The sequence below is a fragment of the Rhodococcus sp. IEGM 1406 genome, assembly GCF_030056745.1.
Lineage (GTDB): Bacteria > Actinomycetota > Actinomycetes > Mycobacteriales > Mycobacteriaceae > Rhodococcus_F > Rhodococcus_F erythropolis.
Genome location: NZ_JASHKO010000001.1, coordinates 763,210 through 782,629 on the forward strand (window position 1 = coordinate 763,210; position 19,420 = coordinate 782,629).

Annotated in this window: 22 protein-coding genes; 11 read left to right on the top strand and 11 right to left on the bottom strand. The window is 62.4% G+C overall.

What is annotated here, in order from left to right:
- Positions 1-18: 18 nt before the first annotated feature.
- Both QM596_RS03690 and QM596_RS03695 read right to left on the bottom strand, forming a co-directional pair.
- Positions 19-1,182 (bottom strand): iron-containing alcohol dehydrogenase, encoded by a 1,164-nt coding sequence (locus tag QM596_RS03690; protein WP_133727154.1) that lies wholly within the window; start codon positions 1,180-1,182, stop codon positions 19-21.
- Between the two features lie 63 nt (positions 1,183-1,245).
- Positions 1,246-2,736, bottom strand: coding sequence for a CoA-acylating methylmalonate-semialdehyde dehydrogenase (locus QM596_RS03695; protein WP_283308163.1), 1,491 nt, complete (start codon positions 2,734-2,736; stop codon positions 1,246-1,248).
- Positions 2,737-2,850: 114 nt separating this feature from the next.
- Here QM596_RS03695 and QM596_RS03700 point away from each other — a divergent pair, with 114 nt between their 5' ends.
- Positions 2,851-3,744: a LysR family transcriptional regulator gene (locus QM596_RS03700; protein ID WP_058037608.1), complete on the top strand. Its 894-nt coding sequence runs from the start codon at positions 2,851-2,853 to the stop codon at positions 3,742-3,744.
- A 131-nt stretch (positions 3,745-3,875) separates the two neighbouring features.
- Here the strand turns inward: QM596_RS03700 and QM596_RS03705 are convergent, their stop codons facing one another.
- Complete coding sequence (locus QM596_RS03705) at positions 3,876-4,454, bottom strand: TetR/AcrR family transcriptional regulator (RefSeq protein ID WP_283308164.1); 579 nt, start codon at positions 4,452-4,454, stop codon at positions 3,876-3,878.
- Positions 4,455-4,536: 82 nt separating this feature from the next.
- On the opposite strand from QM596_RS03705, the gene QM596_RS03710 reads away from it, so the two are divergent.
- Positions 4,537-5,466 carry a DMT family transporter gene (locus QM596_RS03710; RefSeq protein ID WP_283308763.1) on the top strand — a complete coding sequence of 310 codons (930 nt, stop codon included), beginning with the start codon at positions 4,537-4,539 and terminating at the stop codon, positions 5,464-5,466.
- Here the strand turns inward: QM596_RS03710 and QM596_RS03715 are convergent.
- From QM596_RS03715 to QM596_RS03740, 6 genes are all read right to left on the bottom strand, one after another.
- Positions 5,453-6,274 carry a tyrosine-protein phosphatase gene (locus QM596_RS03715; RefSeq protein ID WP_046380059.1) on the bottom strand — a complete coding sequence of 274 codons (822 nt, stop codon included), beginning with the start codon at positions 6,272-6,274 and terminating at the stop codon, positions 5,453-5,455. The genes QM596_RS03710 and QM596_RS03715 overlap by 14 nt on opposite strands.
- A 38-nt stretch (positions 6,275-6,312) precedes the next feature.
- A complete protein-coding gene (locus QM596_RS03720) occupies positions 6,313-6,726 on the bottom strand; it encodes a phage holin family protein (protein WP_003940418.1) in 414 nt (137 codons plus the stop codon).
- A 27-nt stretch (positions 6,727-6,753) separates the two neighbouring features.
- A complete protein-coding gene (locus QM596_RS03725) occupies positions 6,754-7,731 on the bottom strand; it encodes a DUF1214 domain-containing protein (RefSeq protein WP_283308165.1) in 978 nt (325 codons plus the stop codon).
- Between the two features lie 64 nt (positions 7,732-7,795).
- Positions 7,796-8,104, bottom strand: a complete 309-nt coding sequence (locus QM596_RS03730; protein ID WP_007729626.1) for an SHOCT domain-containing protein — start codon at positions 8,102-8,104, stop codon at positions 7,796-7,798.
- Between the two features lies 1 nt (position 8,105).
- The gene (locus QM596_RS03735; RefSeq protein ID WP_283308167.1) at positions 8,106-8,543 is read right to left on the bottom strand and encodes a DUF6325 family protein; all 438 of its coding nucleotides are present in this window, start codon (positions 8,541-8,543) and stop codon (positions 8,106-8,108) included.
- On the bottom strand, positions 8,540-8,914 hold the full coding sequence (locus tag QM596_RS03740) for a PLDc N-terminal domain-containing protein (protein ID WP_283308168.1): 375 nt from the start codon (positions 8,912-8,914) through the stop codon (positions 8,540-8,542). Before QM596_RS03740 ends, QM596_RS03735 begins: the two co-directional genes overlap by 4 nt.
- Before the next feature lie 170 nt (positions 8,915-9,084).
- On the opposite strand from QM596_RS03740, the gene QM596_RS03745 reads away from it, so the two are divergent.
- The 5 genes from QM596_RS03745 to QM596_RS03765 all read left to right on the top strand — a co-directional run bounded on the left by QM596_RS03745 (position 9,085) and on the right by QM596_RS03765 (position 13,947).
- Complete coding sequence (locus tag QM596_RS03745; RefSeq protein WP_042923949.1) at positions 9,085-10,620, top strand: helix-turn-helix transcriptional regulator; 1,536 nt, start codon at positions 9,085-9,087, stop codon at positions 10,618-10,620.
- A 104-nt stretch (positions 10,621-10,724) separates the two neighbouring features.
- Entirely contained in the window at positions 10,725-10,904 is a 180-nt protein-coding gene (locus QM596_RS03750) for a hypothetical protein (RefSeq protein ID WP_502943363.1), read from the top strand.
- A 75-nt stretch (positions 10,905-10,979) separates the two neighbouring features.
- Positions 10,980-12,191: an acyl-CoA dehydrogenase family protein gene (locus QM596_RS03755; protein WP_283308170.1), complete on the top strand. Its 1,212-nt coding sequence runs from the start codon at positions 10,980-10,982 to the stop codon at positions 12,189-12,191.
- Positions 12,188-13,213: a phosphotransferase family protein gene (locus tag QM596_RS03760; RefSeq protein ID WP_283308171.1), complete on the top strand. Its 1,026-nt coding sequence runs from the start codon at positions 12,188-12,190 to the stop codon at positions 13,211-13,213. Before QM596_RS03755 ends, QM596_RS03760 begins: the two co-directional genes overlap by 4 nt.
- Positions 13,210-13,947 (top strand): SDR family NAD(P)-dependent oxidoreductase, encoded by a 738-nt coding sequence (locus QM596_RS03765; protein WP_270008581.1) that lies wholly within the window; start codon positions 13,210-13,212, stop codon positions 13,945-13,947. Before QM596_RS03760 ends, QM596_RS03765 begins: the two co-directional genes overlap by 4 nt.
- A 4-nt stretch (positions 13,948-13,951) precedes the next feature.
- Here QM596_RS03765 and QM596_RS03770 read toward each other — a convergent pair whose 3' ends face one another.
- Complete coding sequence (locus tag QM596_RS03770; RefSeq protein WP_007729604.1) at positions 13,952-14,497, bottom strand: hypothetical protein; 546 nt, start codon at positions 14,495-14,497, stop codon at positions 13,952-13,954.
- A 144-nt stretch (positions 14,498-14,641) separates the two neighbouring features.
- Between QM596_RS03770 and QM596_RS03775 the strand changes: the two genes are divergently transcribed.
- The 4 genes from QM596_RS03775 to QM596_RS03790 are packed head-to-tail and all read left to right on the top strand — an operon-like array spanning position 14,642 to position 17,121.
- Positions 14,642-15,142, top strand: coding sequence for a methylated-DNA--[protein]-cysteine S-methyltransferase (locus tag QM596_RS03775; protein WP_003940613.1), 501 nt, complete (start codon positions 14,642-14,644; stop codon positions 15,140-15,142).
- Positions 15,129-15,683: an RNA polymerase sigma factor gene (locus QM596_RS03780; protein ID WP_080961251.1), complete on the top strand. Its 555-nt coding sequence runs from the start codon at positions 15,129-15,131 to the stop codon at positions 15,681-15,683. Before QM596_RS03775 ends, QM596_RS03780 begins: the two co-directional genes overlap by 14 nt.
- Complete coding sequence (locus tag QM596_RS03785) at positions 15,680-16,279, top strand: methylated-DNA--[protein]-cysteine S-methyltransferase (protein ID WP_007729599.1); 600 nt, start codon at positions 15,680-15,682, stop codon at positions 16,277-16,279. Before QM596_RS03780 ends, QM596_RS03785 begins: the two co-directional genes overlap by 4 nt.
- Positions 16,276-17,121: a DNA-3-methyladenine glycosylase family protein gene (locus tag QM596_RS03790; protein WP_270008582.1), complete on the top strand. Its 846-nt coding sequence runs from the start codon at positions 16,276-16,278 to the stop codon at positions 17,119-17,121. The genes QM596_RS03785 and QM596_RS03790 overlap by 4 nt, the downstream gene beginning before the upstream one ends.
- A 4-nt stretch (positions 17,122-17,125) precedes the next feature.
- Here QM596_RS03790 and QM596_RS03795 read toward each other — a convergent pair whose 3' ends face one another.
- The gene (locus QM596_RS03795; protein WP_007729595.1) at positions 17,126-19,351 is read right to left on the bottom strand and encodes an MMPL family transporter; all 2,226 of its coding nucleotides are present in this window, start codon (positions 19,349-19,351) and stop codon (positions 17,126-17,128) included.
- Between the last annotated feature and the right edge of the window lie 69 nt (positions 19,352-19,420).

The following is a 19,420-nucleotide window of genomic DNA, read 5'->3' on the forward strand; positions in this document are numbered from 1 at the left end:
CTGACCGGGCCGAAGTGGTCAGGATCGATAGACTCTCCGGTACAGTTCGACGATTTCCTGTGCGCTGGGCACCACCGGGTTGTTCGACGGAGAACCCGACGCCAAGGCCTGTTCCGCCATCAGTGGAATGAGCTCCTCCCAGCGGGACTCGTCGATGCCGAATGTGCGCGGACTGGGTACCTCTACGTCGACGCACAAAGTATCGATGAAGTCGACCAGCTTGTGCGAGGCCGCCTCGTCTGAATCGCGGCGGTCGGCCGCGCCCAGCTGCCTGGCGCAATCGGCGTATCGATCACGCGCCCCGGGTATGGAGAACGCGGTGATCGCCGGAAGTAGCATTGCATTGGAAAGTCCATGCGCCACATGGAAATGTGCGCCGATCGGACGACTCATCCCGTGTACCAGGCACACGCTCGCATTGGAGAATGCCATACCCGCCTGAGTGGAAGCATGCATCATCTGTTCACGTGCTTCTCGATCTGAGCCGTCACGGTACGCGCGCAAGAGGTACGCCCCGATTGTCTTCATCGCAGACAGTGCGAGCCCGTCCGAGATGGGGTTTGCCTTCTTACTGACGTAGGCCTCGATCGCGTGTGTGAGTGCGTCGACACCTGTGTCGGCCGTCAGTCTCGGCGGCATCGACATCGTGAGGTCGGAATCGACGATCGAGGCGATCGGAAGAAAAGAAAGCCCAGGGCATAGCATCTTCTCGTCGCTGGCAACATCCGTGATGATCGTGAATTGTGTTGCTTCCGAGCCACTTCCTGCCGTCGTCGGGATGGCTATGATCGGAAGCGCCGGCCCCGCGTACACCCGAGGGGCTTTGAAATCGCGCATGACGCCGCCCTGCTTGAACAAGACGGCAAGTGCTTTTGCCGTGTCCATCGGGCTGCCGCCGCCGAAGCCGATGATCGAGTCGGCATCGTGGGCGGTCAGAGCGTCGAGACCAGCCTGTAGAGAATCGGTAGTGGGGTCGGGAACCGTCTCGGAGAAGAGTGCGGCCTTCTTTCCTGCTGCTGCAACGATCTTCAGCAATCGATCGGCAGAACCATTGCTGACCATGAACGCGTCGGTGACAAGAAGCGGACGCTCGATGTTCAGATCCGTCAGCACTTCGCCGAGACTCTCGACGGACCCAGGACCAAGTTTCAAGAACCGGGGAAATGAAATGTTGGCAACCATGCCGATCCCTTCGAATGTTGTGAATGTATTTCCCGGCCCGTCGTATTCGGACGGGACAAGAACTCAGTTGTTTTCGGGGAAGCCGAGGTTGATGCCGCCGTGGCTGGGATCGAGCCAGCGGGTAGTGACGACCTTCCCACGGGTGAAGAAGTGGACTCCTTCGGTACCGTGAGCGTGCGTGTCGCCGAACAGGCTGTTCTTCCAACCGCCAAAGCTGTAGTAGGCCATGGGGACGGGAATGGGGACGTTGATCCCGACCATGCCGACCTCGATCTCGTTCTGGAAGCGACGTGCTGCGCCACCGTCATTGGTGAAGATCGCGGTGCCATTCCCGAATGCACTCGAATTCACCAGGTCGAGTGCTTCGTCGTAGGAGTTCACTCGCACGACCGAGAGCACAGGGCCGAAGATTTCGTCTGTGTAGATGCTCATGTCGGTGGTGACGTGGTCGATCAGGGTCGGGCCGAGCCAGAATCCGCCCTCACCACCGTTCGCCTGCACGTGCCTGCCATCGACGACGAGCGTCGCGCCGGCCGCCTCACCGGCGTCGACGTAGGAGGCGACCTTGTCGCGGTGGGCCTTGGTCACCAGAGGACCCATGTCTGAGTTCTTCGTGCCGTCACCGGTTTTCAGGGTGCGGGTTCGCTCGGCGATCTTGCCAACGAGTTCATCGGCGATGTCGCCGACGGCGACCAGTGCCGAGATCGCCATGCAGCGCTCGCCGGCCGAGCCGAATCCGGCGTTGACCATTGCGTCGGCGGCCAGATCGAGGTCTGCGTCAGGCAAGACGATCGCGTGGTTCTTCGCTCCTCCGAGAGCCTGAACGCGCTTTCCGTGGCTGGTGCCGGTGCTGTACACGTACTGGGCGATGGGGGTTGAACCGACAAACGAAACGGCCTTGATCGCAGGGTTGGTCAGAAGTTCGTCGACAGCTGTCTTGTCGCCTTGCAGGACGTTGAACACGCCCGCTGGAAGTCCTGCCTCGGCCCAGAGCGCCGCGATCCACAGCGAAGCAGATGGAACTTTTTCGGACGGCTTGAGTACTACCGTGTTTCCGGTGGCGATCGCGATGGGGAAGAACCACATCGGGACCATCGCGGGGAAATTGAACGGCGAGATTATCGCGACCGGGCCGAGCGGTTGACGGATCGAGGTGACGTCGACGTTCGTCGAGGCATTCTCGGTCATACCGCCCTTGAGCAGGTGCGCGATGCCACAAGCGAATTCGACGACCTCCTGGCCTCTTGACACCTCGCCGAGTGCGTCGGAGAGGACTTTGCCGTGCTCGGCGGTGATTATCTCTGCGAGTTCGTGCTTGCGGTCATTGAGCAGTTCGCGGAACGCGAAGAGGATTGCGGTGCGCTTGGCGAGCGAACTGTCGCGCCAATCGGGAAACGCAGCAGCAGCTGCGACGATAACGGCGCGTGCGTCTTGCACGCTGGCGAGCGCGACACTGCCAGTGACGGCGCCGGTCGCAGGGTTCGTGACCGGAGCGGAGTTTCCGCTCGAACCGGGGGCGATCTTGTTGTCGATCCAATGTGCGATGACAGTCATGACTATTCACTCCTGAGGCTGGGGTTGATTCGAGTCTGTGCCGCAGAATTGCCGTCGTCAACAAGTAAGATCGCAGTACTCAATGCAAAATTGCAGCCAAGAACGGGAATGGCGATGTTCACTTCTGACAACCTGCGCTTTCTGCTGGAACTGTCACGCACGGGGCGTATTTCGGATACGTCGAAGCGACTGGGGGTCGATCAGACCACGGTCTCCAGGAGAATCTCTAGGCTTGAAAAAGACATGGGAGCAAGGCTTTTCGATCGCGGCGTCTCGGGCTGGCAGCTGACCGAGGCGGGCAGGCGATTGGTTCCCTACGCGGAGAGTATCGAGTCGACGCTACTTTCTGCGCTCGGTGAGACGACCGCCTCGGCGTCGCCGAGCCTCAACGGGACGGTCCGGATCCTGACCCCAGACGGCTTCGGTGCCTTCGTATTGGTTCCGGGCCTGCGCTCTGTACGTGCCCGGCACCCGGATTTGTACACCGAAGTGCTGACTTCGACTACCCACGATGTGTTGACCGGGCGTGACTTCGACGTCGCCGTCACATTGGAGCGTCCCTCTCCCCGATCTGTGGTCGTCAGCAAACTTGCGGACTACAACTTGCGGCTTTACGCCTCGCGTCGGTATCTGGAGACGCACGAGTCGATCTCGTCGGTGGACGACCTACGTCATCACACGCTCGTCTGGTATGTGGACGCGTTCTTGGATGTCGAACCTCTGCGTATCCTCGACCGGATACTGCCCACCGGGCGAGCGCAGATCCAGACCAATAACATCGCTGGTCACTACGAGGCAGTCAGGCACGGTGTGGGAATCGCGCCCTTGCCGACGTACATCGGCGCGACCGACGATGACCTCGTGCCGGTGCTGCGTGACGAGTTCGTAATTCGGAGGTCGTATTGGCTCGTTGTCCCGCGCGAGCTGATCAGATTGGCCCGCGTGCGGGCGATAACCGATGCCTTGCATGAGATTGTCGACAGGAACCCCGACCTCCGTGCGCGGTGATGTGCGGGTTTCCTGTATTCGTCGGGCGAGGCGATGGTTGACGGTCAGTTTGTGGCGCCTATGAGGAATGATCTCGATTTCAGGTGTGGACTCTGTCGAAGGGTCTTCTGGAATGTGTGGAGAGGGGTGGATCACCCGGAATGCTTCAGCATTTCGAGGGCCGCATCCCGGCCGACGTCGAAGGGGTCGGTGCCGATACCGATACCGTCTGCGACGAGGGCGCCTTCGTGAAGCAGCATGATTGCCTCGACGAGACGTTCGTCGGCTTCCCCGTCCGTCGCCAGAATGCGCCGAAAGACGTCCAACATTTCCTGCTTCTGTTCGGCGATGACAGCGAACACCGGATGTGACCGATCGCTGAACTCGGCGTGAGCGTTGACCATGCTGCAACCCTTGCCTCCGCTCGCCTTGGACCAGGAGGCGGAAGCGTCGAATGCCGCACTCAACTGCTCGGCGCGGCTGTGCCCGGCTGATGCGAGCTTCTTGTCGCGAAAGGCTCGCCACCGCCGATCTCGATCCTTCAAATATTCCACGACGAGGCCGTCTTTCGAGCCGAACCGCTCGTACAGAGTCTTCTTCGTGACCCCGGCGTCCAGTGCGACGGTATCCACGCCTACGGCGTGAATTCCATTTTCGTAGAACAGCTTCGACGCCGACTCCAGGATGCGACGTGCTTTCGGAGTCAATTCGGGTACGGATTCGTCTGCCATGGACAAAAGTATACCGATCTGTATAGTCGAGCTCATGAGTAAACAGATCGGTATACCTCGGATCGTGACCTCGAGATCTGGCGTGACGGCTACCTTGTCGGTCCTGTTCGTCGCGTGCTGGAGTTCGGGATTCATCGGAGCCAAACTCGGCGCCGGCAGTGCCGAGGTCTCCACGCTGCTGATGTGGCGTTTTCTCCCGCTTGCGGCGGTACTGGTCCCGATTGTCTGGCTGTCCGCCCGGCGCCGGAACGCGATGCCGACACCGCGGGCTTTCGGCAGGCAGGTGGTGATCGGAATACTCTCCCAGAGCGGGTACCTGTTGTCTGTGTACTGGGCAGTCGATCTCGGCGTGAACACCGGAACCACAGCGCTGATCGACGGTATTCAGCCGCTGGTGGCCGCCGCGCTGCTCGGTCCGGTCCTCGGCGTCGCAGTCCCTCGGATGCAGTGGATCGGACTGGCGATCGGACTGGCCGGCGTCGCGATGGTCACGGCAGCCGACGCCGGGGCCGGTACATCTGCGCCGTGGTGGGCGTACGCGATTCCGTTCCTGGGGATGCTCAGCCTGGTTGCATCCACCTTCGTCCAGCAACGCGCTCCCACGTCCACGCCGCCACTGCAGGCTTTGGCCATCCACTGCTCAACCAGCGCAATAGTTTTCACAACTCTGGCGATCGTCTCGGGTGCTGCCGTACCGCCGAGTGTCGGCACATTCTGGATCGCATTGCTCTGGTTGATCGTGTTGTCGACCTTCGGCGGATACGGGCTGTACTGGTTGTTGCTTCGTCGCATCGGCATCACGTCCGTCAACACCTTGATGTTCTTGATCGCCCCCGTCACCGCGGTCTGGGGCGCACTGATGTTCGGAGAATCCTTCACTCCGTTCACCGCTCTCGGCTTGGCGGTGGGCATCGTCGCCGTCGTCGTGGTCACCCGGGTGGACAATCGACCGAAGAAGCAGGACGAGAGCACGGATTCCTGCCCGGTAAGAGCTCCGATCACGTCGCGCTGACGAAGCCCGATCGTGATGTGAACCGCTCGCGGAGCGCGGTGATTTGTTCTGAGGTGAGCTTGAGTCCGTTGATTGCGTAGTCCTCGACTGCGCCGAATTGCGTGCGCATTTCGTCGAGCGCGGCGTCGAAGTAGCTGTCGCGGACTCCGAGGAGCGGCCGGAGCAGTTCTCCGTCAACGCCTTTGCTTGCGGCGAAGTCGAGGATCGGTTCCGTCATAGGTGCCAGATCGGTGTTCGTCTCCAGGTAGTCGGCGCGTACATCGGCTTCGTCGGCGCCGAGGAGGAGCAAGAAAGAGGTCGCGGCCCACCCGGTGCGATCCTTGCCGGTGGTGCAGTGGAAAAGTGCTGCACCGGTGCGTTTTTCGTCGATCAGGTCGAGATAGAACGCGCGGTAGGCGTCGAGGGCGGACGGCAGGCTGACGAAGTTGCGGTTCGCTTCCTCCATCTGTGCGATCCCACGTCCATCGCTGATGGTCTCGGCGTATGCGACCGGGTCCGTCATGAGTAGTCCGGTGGCCGCGGCGTTTTGGGCATTGTCGGCAAGTACGTCGAGCCAGACTGTCCGCGTCGAGTCAGGGAGATTGTCGAGTGCGTCGTCGCGCTCGGCAGCGGTCCTCAGGTCGTAGACCGTCCGGACGTCCAAGTCGGCGACCGCGGCGACGTCGTCGCCGTCGAGTTTCGCGAGCGTCGCCGAACGGTAGAGCGCGCCGGCGCGGACGGTGCCATCAGCAACGGGAATGCCACCGAGATCCCGGAAGTTCGGAGCGGTCTTCAGGAGAACGCGACGATCGAGCGGGTGAGTTGGCATGGCTGACTCCTTGTGGGTTCCGTTTCTGAACTGATCATTCATGCCTTCTGCACACTGCGCACGAGCTTTTCGGCATTGCGTCTCTTGATCCACTTGTCGATGACGAGAGCCATGAAGATCCATCCTCCCAACGCGGTGATCACCCACACGATGATCGGGGCGAGGATCCAGGACCCGACGCCGCTGATCTCAATGCCGTCGGGGACCAGGGTCGCAACCCAGAGCGCGAGCAGCGTGGCGACCAAGCCGACACCGCCCGCGAGCGGAGCCGCGTAGTGCAGTGCCACGCTGAGCACGAATGGGCCGAGAATCATGTGGGCGAGGGTGAATACACCGATAGCGGCCAAGAAACCGTTCACGCTCAGGCTGACCCCGGGCAGCGCAAAATGCACGACGATCAGCGCGATCGCGCCGAGTACACATTGCGAAACGAGCTGAAATAACAGACGCATGGCTTGTACCTCCGTGATCAGGTCGAGTCACCCGAGAGTGGTGTGTGCGTGGGGAACGCTTTGCTGGAGGGCCTCGGGACGAGGTGCCGTCCAGGTGCCGTCGAGCACGCAGGGGCGGGGGCGGTACAGGCGCAGTACGTAGTTCCAGCCCGGCATGATGGGCAGTGCGTTCGCGACGCCGTCGAGATTGACGCCGAACCGGATGGTGGTGCTGCCGTCGGAGTCGGGGGTGGCTGTGAGGCTGTTGATGCTGTTGACGCCCAAGGCGTTCTCTTCGAAGTATCCGGCTGCGTTGTACAGCGAGACCGACCAGAACGCTTCCACGGGAACAACGTTCAGGCGGAGACGGTATTCCCCGACCGGGAGACGTTCGTCGAAGTTGACGTAGGTGGCCTCGTACTCGGGAAGGCCACCCCAGCCGGATGCGGTACCGAGCAGGTGCCTGATCGGGTCGACTTCCGTCGCGGTGCCGAATGAATGGTCGTAGGTGGTGATGCCACGCGCGAGTGCGAGGAGCGCGTCGCGGGTCTCGGTCTGCGACTGTTCGTCGTAGTCGGGCAACGGGAACTCGCCCGTCCCGCCGCCGTCGATGGTGAGTGCGTCTTGCAACCGGTTCACCTCGGCGACGTCTTCGGGGCTGTTCGGATCGACGAGGATACGCACGATCAGTGCGGCGTAGTCGGTCCCGACCAATTCGCGTGTGAGCAGGTGCTCTCCCGGATCGCGCAGGATGACAGGACCGAAATGATCTTGACTGACCACCCAGACGGAGATGTAGCGCTTGCCGGTATCGGGCACCGTGATCGTGACGTTTTCGCGCACGTCGATGATCGCGCTGCTGTACAGGGTGTCGCGGTTCTGGCGGATGATCGGCTGGTTGTCGAGTGACCCGAGCTCGCGAGTGTGGTTCCACGTGCCCAGGCCGACGCCCGCGGCCAGGCGAGCGAACATGAGATCGGATTCTGCCCGATTGAAGTTCAGGACGTTGACGGCGATCGTGGACATAGCGGGTTCCAATCGGTGTCGGGGTACGGAAGCGGGCGCGGTAATCCATGGCCCGTCGGGTGAATCAGCCCAGCAGTCGTGCTTTCGCGGCTTGGAACTCGGCGTCGCTCAGTAGGCCTTGTGATTTGAGATCGCCGAGTTTCTGCAACTCGGCGACGAGATCGACCGGGGCCGCGGGTGCGGGTGTGGGCATCGGGAGTGCGGCATGCTGCTGGGCGAATTCGTACTGCGCCTGCTCGTAGTCGGCCTGAGCTCTCCTTTGCCGGCGGGTGGCCATACCGTCGCTGACGGCGGTCGCGGTACCGGTCACGACCGCGGTGCGGGCGGCGAGGCCCAGCAGTCCGGGGCGTCCTCGTCTCGGGATGTACGGCATGTCAGACCTCCAATTTCGGGATGATCGTGTCCATGAGGGCATTGACGACGGGTGCGGGTATCCGCTCGTAACCCAGTAACACCGCGCCGGACTCGGCGGTCCGGGCGGCGAGTTCGCGCTGATAGACCAGCTCGAGCGCGACCAGCAGCGCTGAAGCGCCGGCGGGAATCGCCTCCGCGAGTTCGGTGATGTCTTCATGCCCGAGCAGACCGGACGCGCCGAGCATTTCGACGTTGATCTCGAAGCCGTTCGGCAATTCCTCGACCTCGACGAGGGTGAGTTCACCGTCGTCGGACTTGGAGATGACGATCAGATCGAGGAGTCGTACCAGGCCGGTATCCGTGAGGTCGGTGAGCGCGGAGAACGCGGCGGGGTCGAGGCTCTGCCCCGGCAGACCGAGAAGGTAGAAGTCGACGGGGCCGAAACGCGCGGCACTCACGAGAGCACCTTCAGCTTGAGTGCGGCGAACTCTTCCTCGCTGATCGATCCGGCTTCGAGGAGTGCTGCAGCTGTGGCGATTTCCTCGCTGGGACTCTTCCCCGCGACCTCGCGGATATACGATTCGGCGGCCTTCTCGGCGTCGCGTGCGGCCTTGTTGCTGCGTTCCGTCATCCCTTCGCCGCGGGCGACGAGATAGACGAGCGCGGTGAGGATGGGCAGGAAGAGTAGGAAGAACACCCAGACGGCCTTCAACCAACCGCTGAGCTTGTGGTCGCGGAACAGGTCGGCGATGATCGCGAACAGCGCGAAGAGATATCCGATGAAGACGGTTGCCCACAGCATCCAGCCGAGGCTTTCCCAGAAGCTCATGTGTCTTATCCGTTTCGTGTCAGGCCTGCGCACCGGGATTCCGCCGACTAGCGCATTTCGGTTGATTCCGGCAATTCTCACTGGTTTCCGCAGGCTTCGATCGCGGTCTCATCCGAAGCGGATGAGACCGGATTTCCACGGACATCGAACGTCTCGAGTATCTTCGACACATGATCGAAGCCGTGCGTGACGCACTCGCCTCTGGTGAGGCGGAGCAGGCTCGACGAGTCCTGCGGAAAAACTGGCTTCGTTTGATTCTCGAATCTCACACCAGGGAACTCGAGCAGCTCTGCCTTGCTCATCCCGATCCCCACGATCCGCACATCCTGCTGATACGGGCGTGCTGCCGCGATCTCAGCGGTGATCCGTACGGCGCTGAGTTTCTCCGCGGGCAGGGTCTGCGGGTGGCGTCCGACGATTTTGTCGTCTGCTTCACCGACCTGCTGCTCGCTCCGGACACCTCGACCAAGGCCGTCATCGCCGATCGCGCTCGCCACGCGCTCGCCCAGTGTGAGCCCGAGGATGATTACCCGTCCGCGCTCTTCCTCCTCGGGTGGACCGAGATCAGGCTTCGTCGTGACCTTCCTCGTGCCATCGCGCTACTTCGCTCGGCCGGCGACGAGGCGCAGTTGCAGTCGCGTACGGAGACGTTGCGTCTCGCACAATCCAATTTGGCTTTCGCGCTCACCCACGCAGGGATATTCACCGAAGCCGAACAGATCCTCGACGGCCTTCCTGCTCGAGAGGTGGCGTCCGACTGGGAACGCTTCGAAGGCGGTCTCCCACAGTCGAATCGAGGGTGCATCGCCTACTGGCGTGGTGACTTCGAGGAGGCGATCGCTCAGTTCGACTCGATCATCGAGGAGGGCAGTCCCGGAACCAACTTCGAGGCGCTCGCCCGTCTGTACCTGGTAATGAGCCTGATCGCTCTGAACCGGGAAGACCGGTACCACAACGCCGCTCGTCTGCTGCGAGGCGTGAGCACTGCGGACAAGCACGGCATTCCTTGGGATACGCTGCGGCGCGTCACCACGGCCTGGCTCGCCCACGCTCAAGGACAGGACGAGCAAGCTCGCCGCATCGCAATGCCCACGCTGACCAGAACAGGTGCTGCGGTCGCTCACGCGCTTCTCGCGGAGCTCTACCGAGTCATGGGGGATCCGGAACCGTCGGCTCAAGCGCTTCGCTTGGCAACCTCGGCCGCGCTGCCGCGATATGCGCTGGTGAGCACCCTTGTCACGTCTGCCGCCCTGAGCTCCGTCGCCGGGCGTGGACCGCAGGCGCACGAGCAGTTGGATCGTGCGCTGGCGGAAGCAATCCCCGAGCGGATTCTCGCCCCATTTCTGAGCGGCGATCCGGTAATCGTCGATCTGTTGAACGCGCACGCAACACAGGGGTCGAGACACCAGGAACTTCTACGCACGATTCTGGAAAAACGGGGCCAGCTCTCTGCCAAACTCGCCGGAGTCCTGACGGAACGTGAGAAAGAGATCCTCACTTTTCTGCGAACCACGATGACTGCTGACGAGATCGCTGCGCACCTCGGCATCGCCTATCCCACCGTGAAGACTCACATTCGCTCGATCTACCGAAAATTAGGTGTGACCAAACGGCGCGCCGCAGTCCAAGCAGCCGACAACCTAGACCGCGGGATCGGGGGCGATTCCGCGGCGGAGGCTGCGAACCGTCAGATCCAAGGCTTGTAGTCGCGTCCCGGAACCGCGGTTCACGTAGTCCATCGACGTGTAGAGCAGTGACCACAGCAGGTTCTGGACCCAGTCCGAACGAACGTGCGCGAACCGGGGCCGTGGTGACTATCGCTCACCGGCTCTCGACGGTGCGTGACGCCGACTGGATCGTGGTCATGGAAGACGGTCGGATCCGGAACATCGGCAACCATGACGAGCTCATGGACAAGGACGATCTGTACCGCGACATGGTGGTTGCCGGCCGGCTCGATCAGGGCGAGGCAATGCTCGAGGATTGTTGACCCGACGCGTCGGCGTGTGCGAGAGTGCTGATACCGAGCGATCGCTCGGTCGGGATGTTCTTTCGGAGGTGGCTGGTGGCAATCGATCTGACGTACGCGCCCGAGGTGGTGGCGCTGATCGAGAAGACGCGCGACTTCACGCGCAACGTAGTGCTCCCCATCGAAGACGAACACGCCGGTGACATCGCTGTAGCGGGTGGCGATGCAATCCGCATCGAGATGCAGTCGGCAGCAAAAGAAGCCGGTGTCTTCGCCCCGCATGCGCCGATCGAGTACGGCGGACACGGACTCAACATGAGTGATCGCGCGCCGGTCTTCGAGGAAGCCGGCTACTCGCTATTCGGGCCGACGGCGCTCAACATCGCGGCGCCGGACGAGGGCAACGTTCACATGCTGGCCCACGTGGCGAACGAAGCACAGAAGCAGCAGTTCCTCGCGCCGCTCGCAAGCGGGGACATGCGGTCGGCATTCGCCATGACCGAACCCGCGCCCGGAGCGGGATCCGATCCCTCGGCTTTGAACACCCGCGCCGAAAAAGCCCCCGATGGCTGGAAGATCAACGGTAAGAAATGGTTCATCACCGGCGCCGACGGCGCCGGGTTCTTCATCATCATGGCGCGCACGTCCGGCGAGCCCGGGCAGCGCGGCGGAGCGACCATGTTCTTGGCGCCGACGGACACTCCCGGCCTGGTAGTGGGTCGACACATCGACACCCTCGACAAGGCCATGATCGGTGGGCACTGCGAGGTCACGTTCGAGGATCTCTTCGTACCCGACGAGGCCGTTCTCGGTGAGGTCGATCAAGGTTTCGCCTACGCGCAGGTTCGCCTCGGTCCCGCCCGCATGACGCACGTGATGCGCTGGCTCGGTGCAGCGCGCCGCGGCCACGACGTCGCCGTGGCCAGAGTTGCCGAACGAGAAGGCTTCGGCTCGAAACTCGGTGATCTCGGAATGATCCAGAAGATGGTCGCCGACAACGAGATCGACATCGCAGCCAGCCGCGCACTTCTGGTGCAGGCCTGCTTCGAACTCGATCAGGGCGGGCACGCGAGCAACGCGACGTCCATCGCCAAGACCTACGCTGCCGAGGCGATCTTCCGGATCGTGGACCGCTCCATTCAGATGTGTGGCGGAATGGGCGTGTCCGGCGATCTGCCGCTGGCACGCTTGTCCCGCGAAGTGCGTCCCTTCCGCGTCTACGACGGCCCGTCCGAGGTTCATCGCTGGGCAATTGCGAAACGTGTTGTCGGAGCTGCGAAGCGCGCTGCTCGGGAGGAGTCGAAGTGACGGACTTTCCAGGACTCGATCTCGCGGCGCTCCACAAGTATCTGCAAGCCGCTGGCGTCGAGGTGAGCGGAGAGTTGCGAGCCGAACTGATTTCAGGCGGCAAATCCAATCTCACCTACGGAATCTTCGACGACAACTCGAAGTGGATTCTCCGTCGTCCACCCACGGCCGGCCTCACGCCGTCGGCGCACGACGTTGCGCGTGAGTTCCGAATCACCTCGGCGTTGCAGAACACCGCCGTGCCGGTCGCGCCGACCGTCGTGCTGTGCGAGGACGCCTCGGTGATGGGTGCGTCGTTCACGGTGGTCGAGTTCGTCACCGGTCAAGTGATCCGAACCAAGACCGAGTTGGAAGCTGTTCCGGCAGCGCAGGTCACGCAGTGCACCGACGAGTTGGTGCGTGTTCTCGCTGCCTTGCACGACGTCGACTACACCGAAGTGGGTCTCGGCGAACTCGGCAGACCCGACGGTTACGTAGCCCGCCAGGTGAAGTTGTGGGCCGGTCAATGGTCACGGGTCAAGACCGAGGACTCGGCCGACGTGGACAGGTTGGCGTCGAGCCTCGCGGAGTTGATTCCGGCGGAATCAGCCTCGTCGATCGTTCACGGCGACTACCGGATCGACAACACGATTCTCGCGGCGAACGACGTCACCAAGGTTGCCGCAGTGGTGGACTGGGAACTGTCGACGCTGGGAGATCCGCTGGCGGACATCGCGATGATGTGCGTCTACCGGCACCCCGCGCTGGATCTGGTTCTGGGTGAGCCTGCTGCGTGGACGAGCCCGTCGCTACCGTCCGTTGTCGATCTGGCGCAACGGTATTCGTCTGTTTCGGGTCGTGAACTGGCGCATTGGAACTTCTACATGGCGCTCGGGTTCTTCAAACTCGCCGTCGTGGCGCAGGGCATCGATCACCGATTCCGAGCAGGAGCCACCGTCGGCGGGGGATTCGACAAGGCTGGATCTTCTGTGCCGGAACTGATCTCGGCCGGACTCAACGCACTGCAAGGGAAATTCGAATGACTCGATCAGCACTGGTCACCGGCGCCTCCAAGGGAATCGGGCTCGGCATCGCAACACGCTTGGCTTCGCAAGGGTACGGGCTGACCATCACGGCGCGTGATACCGAGCGGCTCGCCGTTGTCGCCGAAGAACTTACGCGCGCCGGATCGCCGGACGTCGTCGTCTCGGCCGGCGACATGGCGGACGAGAACTTCGCCGCAGCACTCGCCGCCACACACAATGAGCGATTCGGCTCCATGAGGGCTCTCGTCCTCAACGCCGGAGTGGGAACCAGTGGGCGAGTGGCGGATTACCCGATGCGACGTTTCGACAAGACCGTTGCCGTCAATCTCCGGACACCGTTTGCACTATTGCAAGCGTCGCTGCCGCTCCTGCGTACAGCGGCGGACGCGGACCTTGCCGGCGGAGCGAAGGTGATAGCTCTCGCCTCGATGGCCGGTGTGTATGCCGAGAGCGGCCTGGCCGTCTACGGAGCCACCAAAGCTGCGCTGATTTCGATGGTCGAGGCACTCAACGCCGAGGAATCCGGAAACGGCGTCAGTGCGACGGCCATCGCTCCCGGTTACGTCGACACCGACATGTCGGCATGGACACAGGATCGGATCACACCGGACACCATGATCAAGGTCGACGACATCGTGGAGTTGGTGGACGGTCTGCTCAAGCTCTCGTCTCGAGCGGTCGTTCCGAAGGTCGTCATGGCGCGGGCCGGGACCAACGGCTACTCCGCCTGAAATTTCAATCCAGCTTGGCTTCGCCCCGCTTGCGAAAGAAGTGAAAGCCAGGCACCCCGACGATCGCCTGCCGCAGGTCCTTGACCACTCCGAGGAGTTCGTGGATCTCGGGCGAGACGGAGTCCAAGGTTCCGAGGATGGGCAACACCGCGGCCACCCGGTCGGTGAGCTCCGGTAGTTGGTCGATCAGCTTGATCGCGGCGCTGACCTCTGCCTCGGAAAGGTCGTCGGCGAACCTGGCGGCCAGCGGCGCGAGCTGTAGGGCGATGGGCTCGTAGATCTCGAGGAGTTGTCCCGCGATGTCCGACGTCTGCTCGACGGCCTCGACCAGTGTCTCAGCGCGAACGGTCACGGCGGCGGCTCCGATGACGACGCGGTCGGCGTTGTCGGCGATCTGGTTGATGCGCGCCACCAACCTCTCGACCGAGAAGAGGAGCGCCTCGAGTCGAGTGGGCAGGGTGACCGCAAATGCGACCGTGGACAGGGACCAGTGCACCACGTCGCCGACGGAGCGGACGACGGTGGAGCTGCCGGGCAAAACTAGAGCCATCCCTCGATACTGCCTGATGTGACGTCAAAGTACAGGTAAATCTCACATTCACGAGGCCCGCGGCGTCTTCGAGGTGTCGGTGCCGGCGCGGACAATCACTTCACCCGCTGCCTGCCGCACCGCGCAACCTGGAAGGATCGAGACATGACGGCTATCCGTACGCACACTGTGATCGACTCGCCGATCGGAGCGTTGACGCTGGTAGCAGCAGGTGACGACCTCTGCGGTCTGTACATGGCGGAGCATCGCCACAAGCCGGACGAGTCCACGTTCGGTGATCGTTCCTCGGCGGTCTTCGGTGAAGTCGAATCGCAGCTCACCGAGTACTTCGAGGGTGATCGCACGGAGTTCTCCGTGCCGCTGGCGCCCGTGGGTACCGAGTTCCAGAAGCGGGTGTGGGACACCTTGCGAACGATCCCGTACGGCGAAACCTGGACCTACATGGAGCTCGCGCAAACTTTGGGTAACCCGCTTGCGATCCGTGCTGCCGCCGCGGCAAACGGCAAGAATCCGATCAGCATCATCGTTCCCTGTCATCGCGTGGTCGGTAGCGACGGAAGTCTGACCGGTTTCGCCGGCGGCCTCGAACGTAAGCGGTTCCTACTCGACCGCGAGCACGGCGGCGAATCGGATGTCCTCTTCTGATGCGCTCGGCTCACAATTCGGTGATCGGGAACGTCTACCGGTCGTGACACTCAAACCGTTCGAAGACGTCGTGACCGAATACGGTGCAGTGGTCCTCCGTGTCTGCCGCGCGGTGGTCGGGCCAGTCGACGCCGAGGACGCGTGGTCCGAGACGTTCATCGCGGCGATGCGGGCATACCCGGATCTGAACCCGGACGCGAACATCGAAGCCTGGCTGGTCACCATCGCGCACCGCAAGGCAATCGACATCACCCGAGTGCGTGCCCGCGTGGCCGTGCCGACAGACGACGTTCCGGAGTTGCCGACGCGAATCGGCGTGCCGGGCACGTGGGATCACGAACTCTGGGACGCACTCGAACAACTACCACTCAAACAACGTGCGGCGGTCGCCTATCACTTTCTGGGTGGGCTGCCGTACGCAGAGATCGCGGACATCCTCGGCAACACGCCGGCAGCCGCCAGACGCGCGGGTGCCGACGGTATCGCCACCCTACGGAGAACCTACTTGTCCGCTACCGCTGCGGAAGGGAGTCACTCATGAGTAACGATGTGTTCGAGGCACTTCCAGCCGTTGACGCCGACGCCATGATCCGCCTACGGGCGCGCCTGGCTGCGCAGGCGTCCGAAGCCGAATTGATCGACGTGGCATATCGAACCGTCGATTCGCCGGTCGGAAAGCTGCTGCTGGCGGCAACTGATGTCGGCCTGGTGCGGGTTGCCTTTGCCGTCGAAGGGCACGACCTCGTTCTGGAACGATTGGCGGACACCGTCAGCCCTCGTGTGCTTCATTACCCGCGCAGGCTGGACACTGTCGCTCGCGAGTTGGACGAGTACTTTGCCGGTGCGCGTCGAGAATTCGATCTGCGCTTGGATTTCCAACTCGCGAAAGGGTTTCGACGCGAAGTGTTGCGTCATCTTCCCGAGATCGAATACGGCCACACTGCAAGCTATTCGGTGGTCGCGGCAGCGTCGGGAAGCCCACGTGCCGTGCGTGCCGTGGGGACCGCATGCGCAAAGAATCCGCTGCCGTTGGTGGTCCCGTGTCACCGGGTGGTGCGCAGCGACGGCAGCCTCGGGCAGTACGCCGGCGGCCCCGAACTGAAAGCGATTCTGCTGGATCTGGAAGCCGGCCGGTGAGCGCAGTGACGCTGCGCTTTCAGGCACCCTACGCAGTCGAACCGCTCACCGGTGCCCTGCGGGCTCACTGCGTCGCAGGCCTCGAGCGTCACGACGACGGTGTTCACACCAGAGTCATACCGTTGCCTTCCGGCCCGGTTGTCGTGTCGGTGTCGTGGACAGACGGCGGCGTCGTCGTGGATTCCGATGTGCCGGCGGGGGATTCTGCAGTGCTGGAGGTGATCGTGCGTCGTTGGCTCGACCTCGACGCCGATCACACTGCTGTCGAAGCGGCGTTCGGTAGTGATGAGTTGTTGGCCCCACTTGTTGCCGCCCGTCCAGGATTGCGTGTGCTCGGTTCGGTGGACGGGTTCGAGACCGCAGTGCTCACCGTTCTGGGACAACAGGTTTCGCTCGGCGCGGCGAGGACGTTCGGTGGTCGTTTTGTCAGCGCATTCGGAGCGCCGGTGCAAGGGGATTTTCTTGCCTTCCCTGATCCGGACGTGGTTGCAGCGCAATCAACCGAGGGCATACAGAAAGCCGTCGGATTGACCACAGCGCGCGCAAGAACAGTGCACACGCTGGCAACTGCGGCAGCGAACGGCCTCGACCTCTCCTGGAATGCGGATCCTGTCCAATTTCGGCGAGAGCTGTTGGCGCTAAAGGGGATCGGACCGTGGACCGCTGACTATCTCACTGTCCGGATTCTCGGTGATCGCGACGCATTCGTACCCGATGATCTGGTGTTGAAACGTGCGCTGGGGGTCTCGACGGCCAAAGAAGCCTCAGCGTTGTCCGAGCGCTGGCGACCCTGGCGAGCGTACGCACTCTTTCATCTGTGGACAAAGGAAGCGTTTCTGTAGTCGGTCAGTCTTTCGCGCGGGCCAGTTCGGACGGCCACCAAATACGTTTCCCGATGTCGTGAGAGAGCGCAGGCACCAGGACACTGCGCACGATGATCGTATCGAGCAGCACGCCGAAGGCCACGGCAAATCCGATCTCGGCGAGGAAGACCAGTGGCAGGATGCCCAGTACGGCAAATGTTGCGGCCAAGACGATTCCGGCTGACGTGATCACACCGCCCGTCACCGCAAGACCGCGCAGTACACCTGCACGGGTGCCGAATTCTCCGGTCTCCTCCCGGACTCTGGTCATCAGGAAGATGTTGTAGTCGATACCCAGTGCGACGAGGAAGACGAAGGCGAACAGCGGGAACGATTGATCCGCCCCGGCGAACCCGAATACGTGTGTGAAGAAGAATCCGCTCACACCGAGGGTCGCCGCGAAGGAAAGCACCACGGTGACAATGAGAATCACCGGGATCAGCAGAGCGCGGAGCAAAGCGGCCAGAACCAGGAAGATCACCACCAAGACGATCGGGATGATCAGGTTTCTGTCGCGGACCGAGGCGGCCTGGACATCAAGGGTGGTGGCCGTGCTGCCCCCGACGAGCGCGTCGGCGCCGGGCACGTCGTGGACGGCAGTCCGCAGTCGCTTGACAGTTTCGAGTGCCTGCGGCGAATCGTAGGAGTCGGCGAGGGTTGCATTGATCATGGTTCGGCCGTCGATCGGTGCAACGGTGAAAGCCGCAGGGGCGCAACCCGCAGCGGCGGCTTGTGCGACGGCAGCGGGGTTGGTCTTGATCAAATCGCTGACCTTTGCGACGTCCACCTGGGTGCAGACGGCGCCGGGATCCTGCGAGATACCTTCGACGCCGCTGGCTGCTTTGATGACGGCGTCGGCCTGGTCGGCGTTTGCGGTGATCACGGCCGGTGCGCCGGCTCCGGGATCGAACTTCGAGTCGTAGAGTTCCTGTCCGACAACGGCGTCGGGACGATTGGTGAAGCTTTCGGTAGACGTCAGGCCATCGGTTTTGAGACTGCCGATCCCGGCCGCGAACAGGATGATCAACAACACTGTGGCGCCGATCCACAGTGGGCGGTCCTTGCTACCGACGGCCTCGGCGATCTTGCCCCACATCCCGTGCGTCGTAAGGTCTGCGGCGTGATCGACCTTGGGCTTGCGCGGCCAGAAGACCCACCGTCCGGTGGCGGCCAGAGCGACCGGCATGAACGTCATCATCACCAGATAGGTGCAGGCGATCCCGATGGCGGCGACGGGTCCGAGGCTCTTGTTGGAGTTGAGTTGAGAGAACGTCAGGCAAAGCAGACCGAGAATCACGGTGACAGCCGAAGCGGTGATGGCCGGCGCAGACTCGCGCCAGGCCTTGATCATCGCGTCGAAGCGGTTGGGATACGTGTGCAATTCTTCGCGATAGCGAGAGATCAAGAGTAGGGCGTAGTCGGTACCGGCACCGATCACCAACACGAAAAGGATGCCTTGAGACTGTCCGGTCAGAGTGAGTAATTCGGCTTTCGCGAGAAAATAGATCACCATCGACGACAAACCGATGGCGAGGAGCGCGGAGAACAGCGGGAAGAACCACAACACCGGCGATCGGTACACGACAAGCAGGATGAGGATCACGACCAGGAGTGCCGCGCCAAGGAGCGCTCCGTCCAGACCGGCAAAGGCGTCGATGAACGCAACGAGTAGCCCACCTGGCCCGGCTGGGAGTACCTCGACATCACCAGCTGCTTGTTTTGCTGCGTCGATGACGTTCTGCTCGGTGGTCGCCAGGACATCGCCTGCCACGGATGTGTCTCCGTCCTTGGCGACGAGTGGCACGAAGATCGACGCAGTTGTGCCGTCGGCGGAGTACTGAGTGGGCTGCATACCGTCGGCGTCTACCCCGGAGATGCCGGCAATGGCGCCGTAGGCCGAGTTGATTGCAGATTTGTCCGCCTCGGTGAGGGCCGAATCTCTATGGAACAGAACAAATCCAGGGATCGTCTCGACTGCGAGGAAGTTCGCGGATTGGTTGCTGACGATTGTCGATTCGGCGGAACTCGGGAGGTACGAGGCGTTGTCGTTCTTTTGAACCTCGGCGAGTTTGCCCTGGAAAGAACCGCCGAATCCGCCTGCGACGAAGGCGAAGATCGCAAGGGCGATCACGGTGAAGATCGGCACGCGAAGGCGCTTCACGGCTCCGCTGTCGTTCCGTTCTGCGTCAGTTGTGTCCAGCTTGGTCATGGTTCTCCTCGAACGCAGTCGACCAGCACCAACAAAGCAACGTTTTCCAGTAGAACACGCAATACGGGC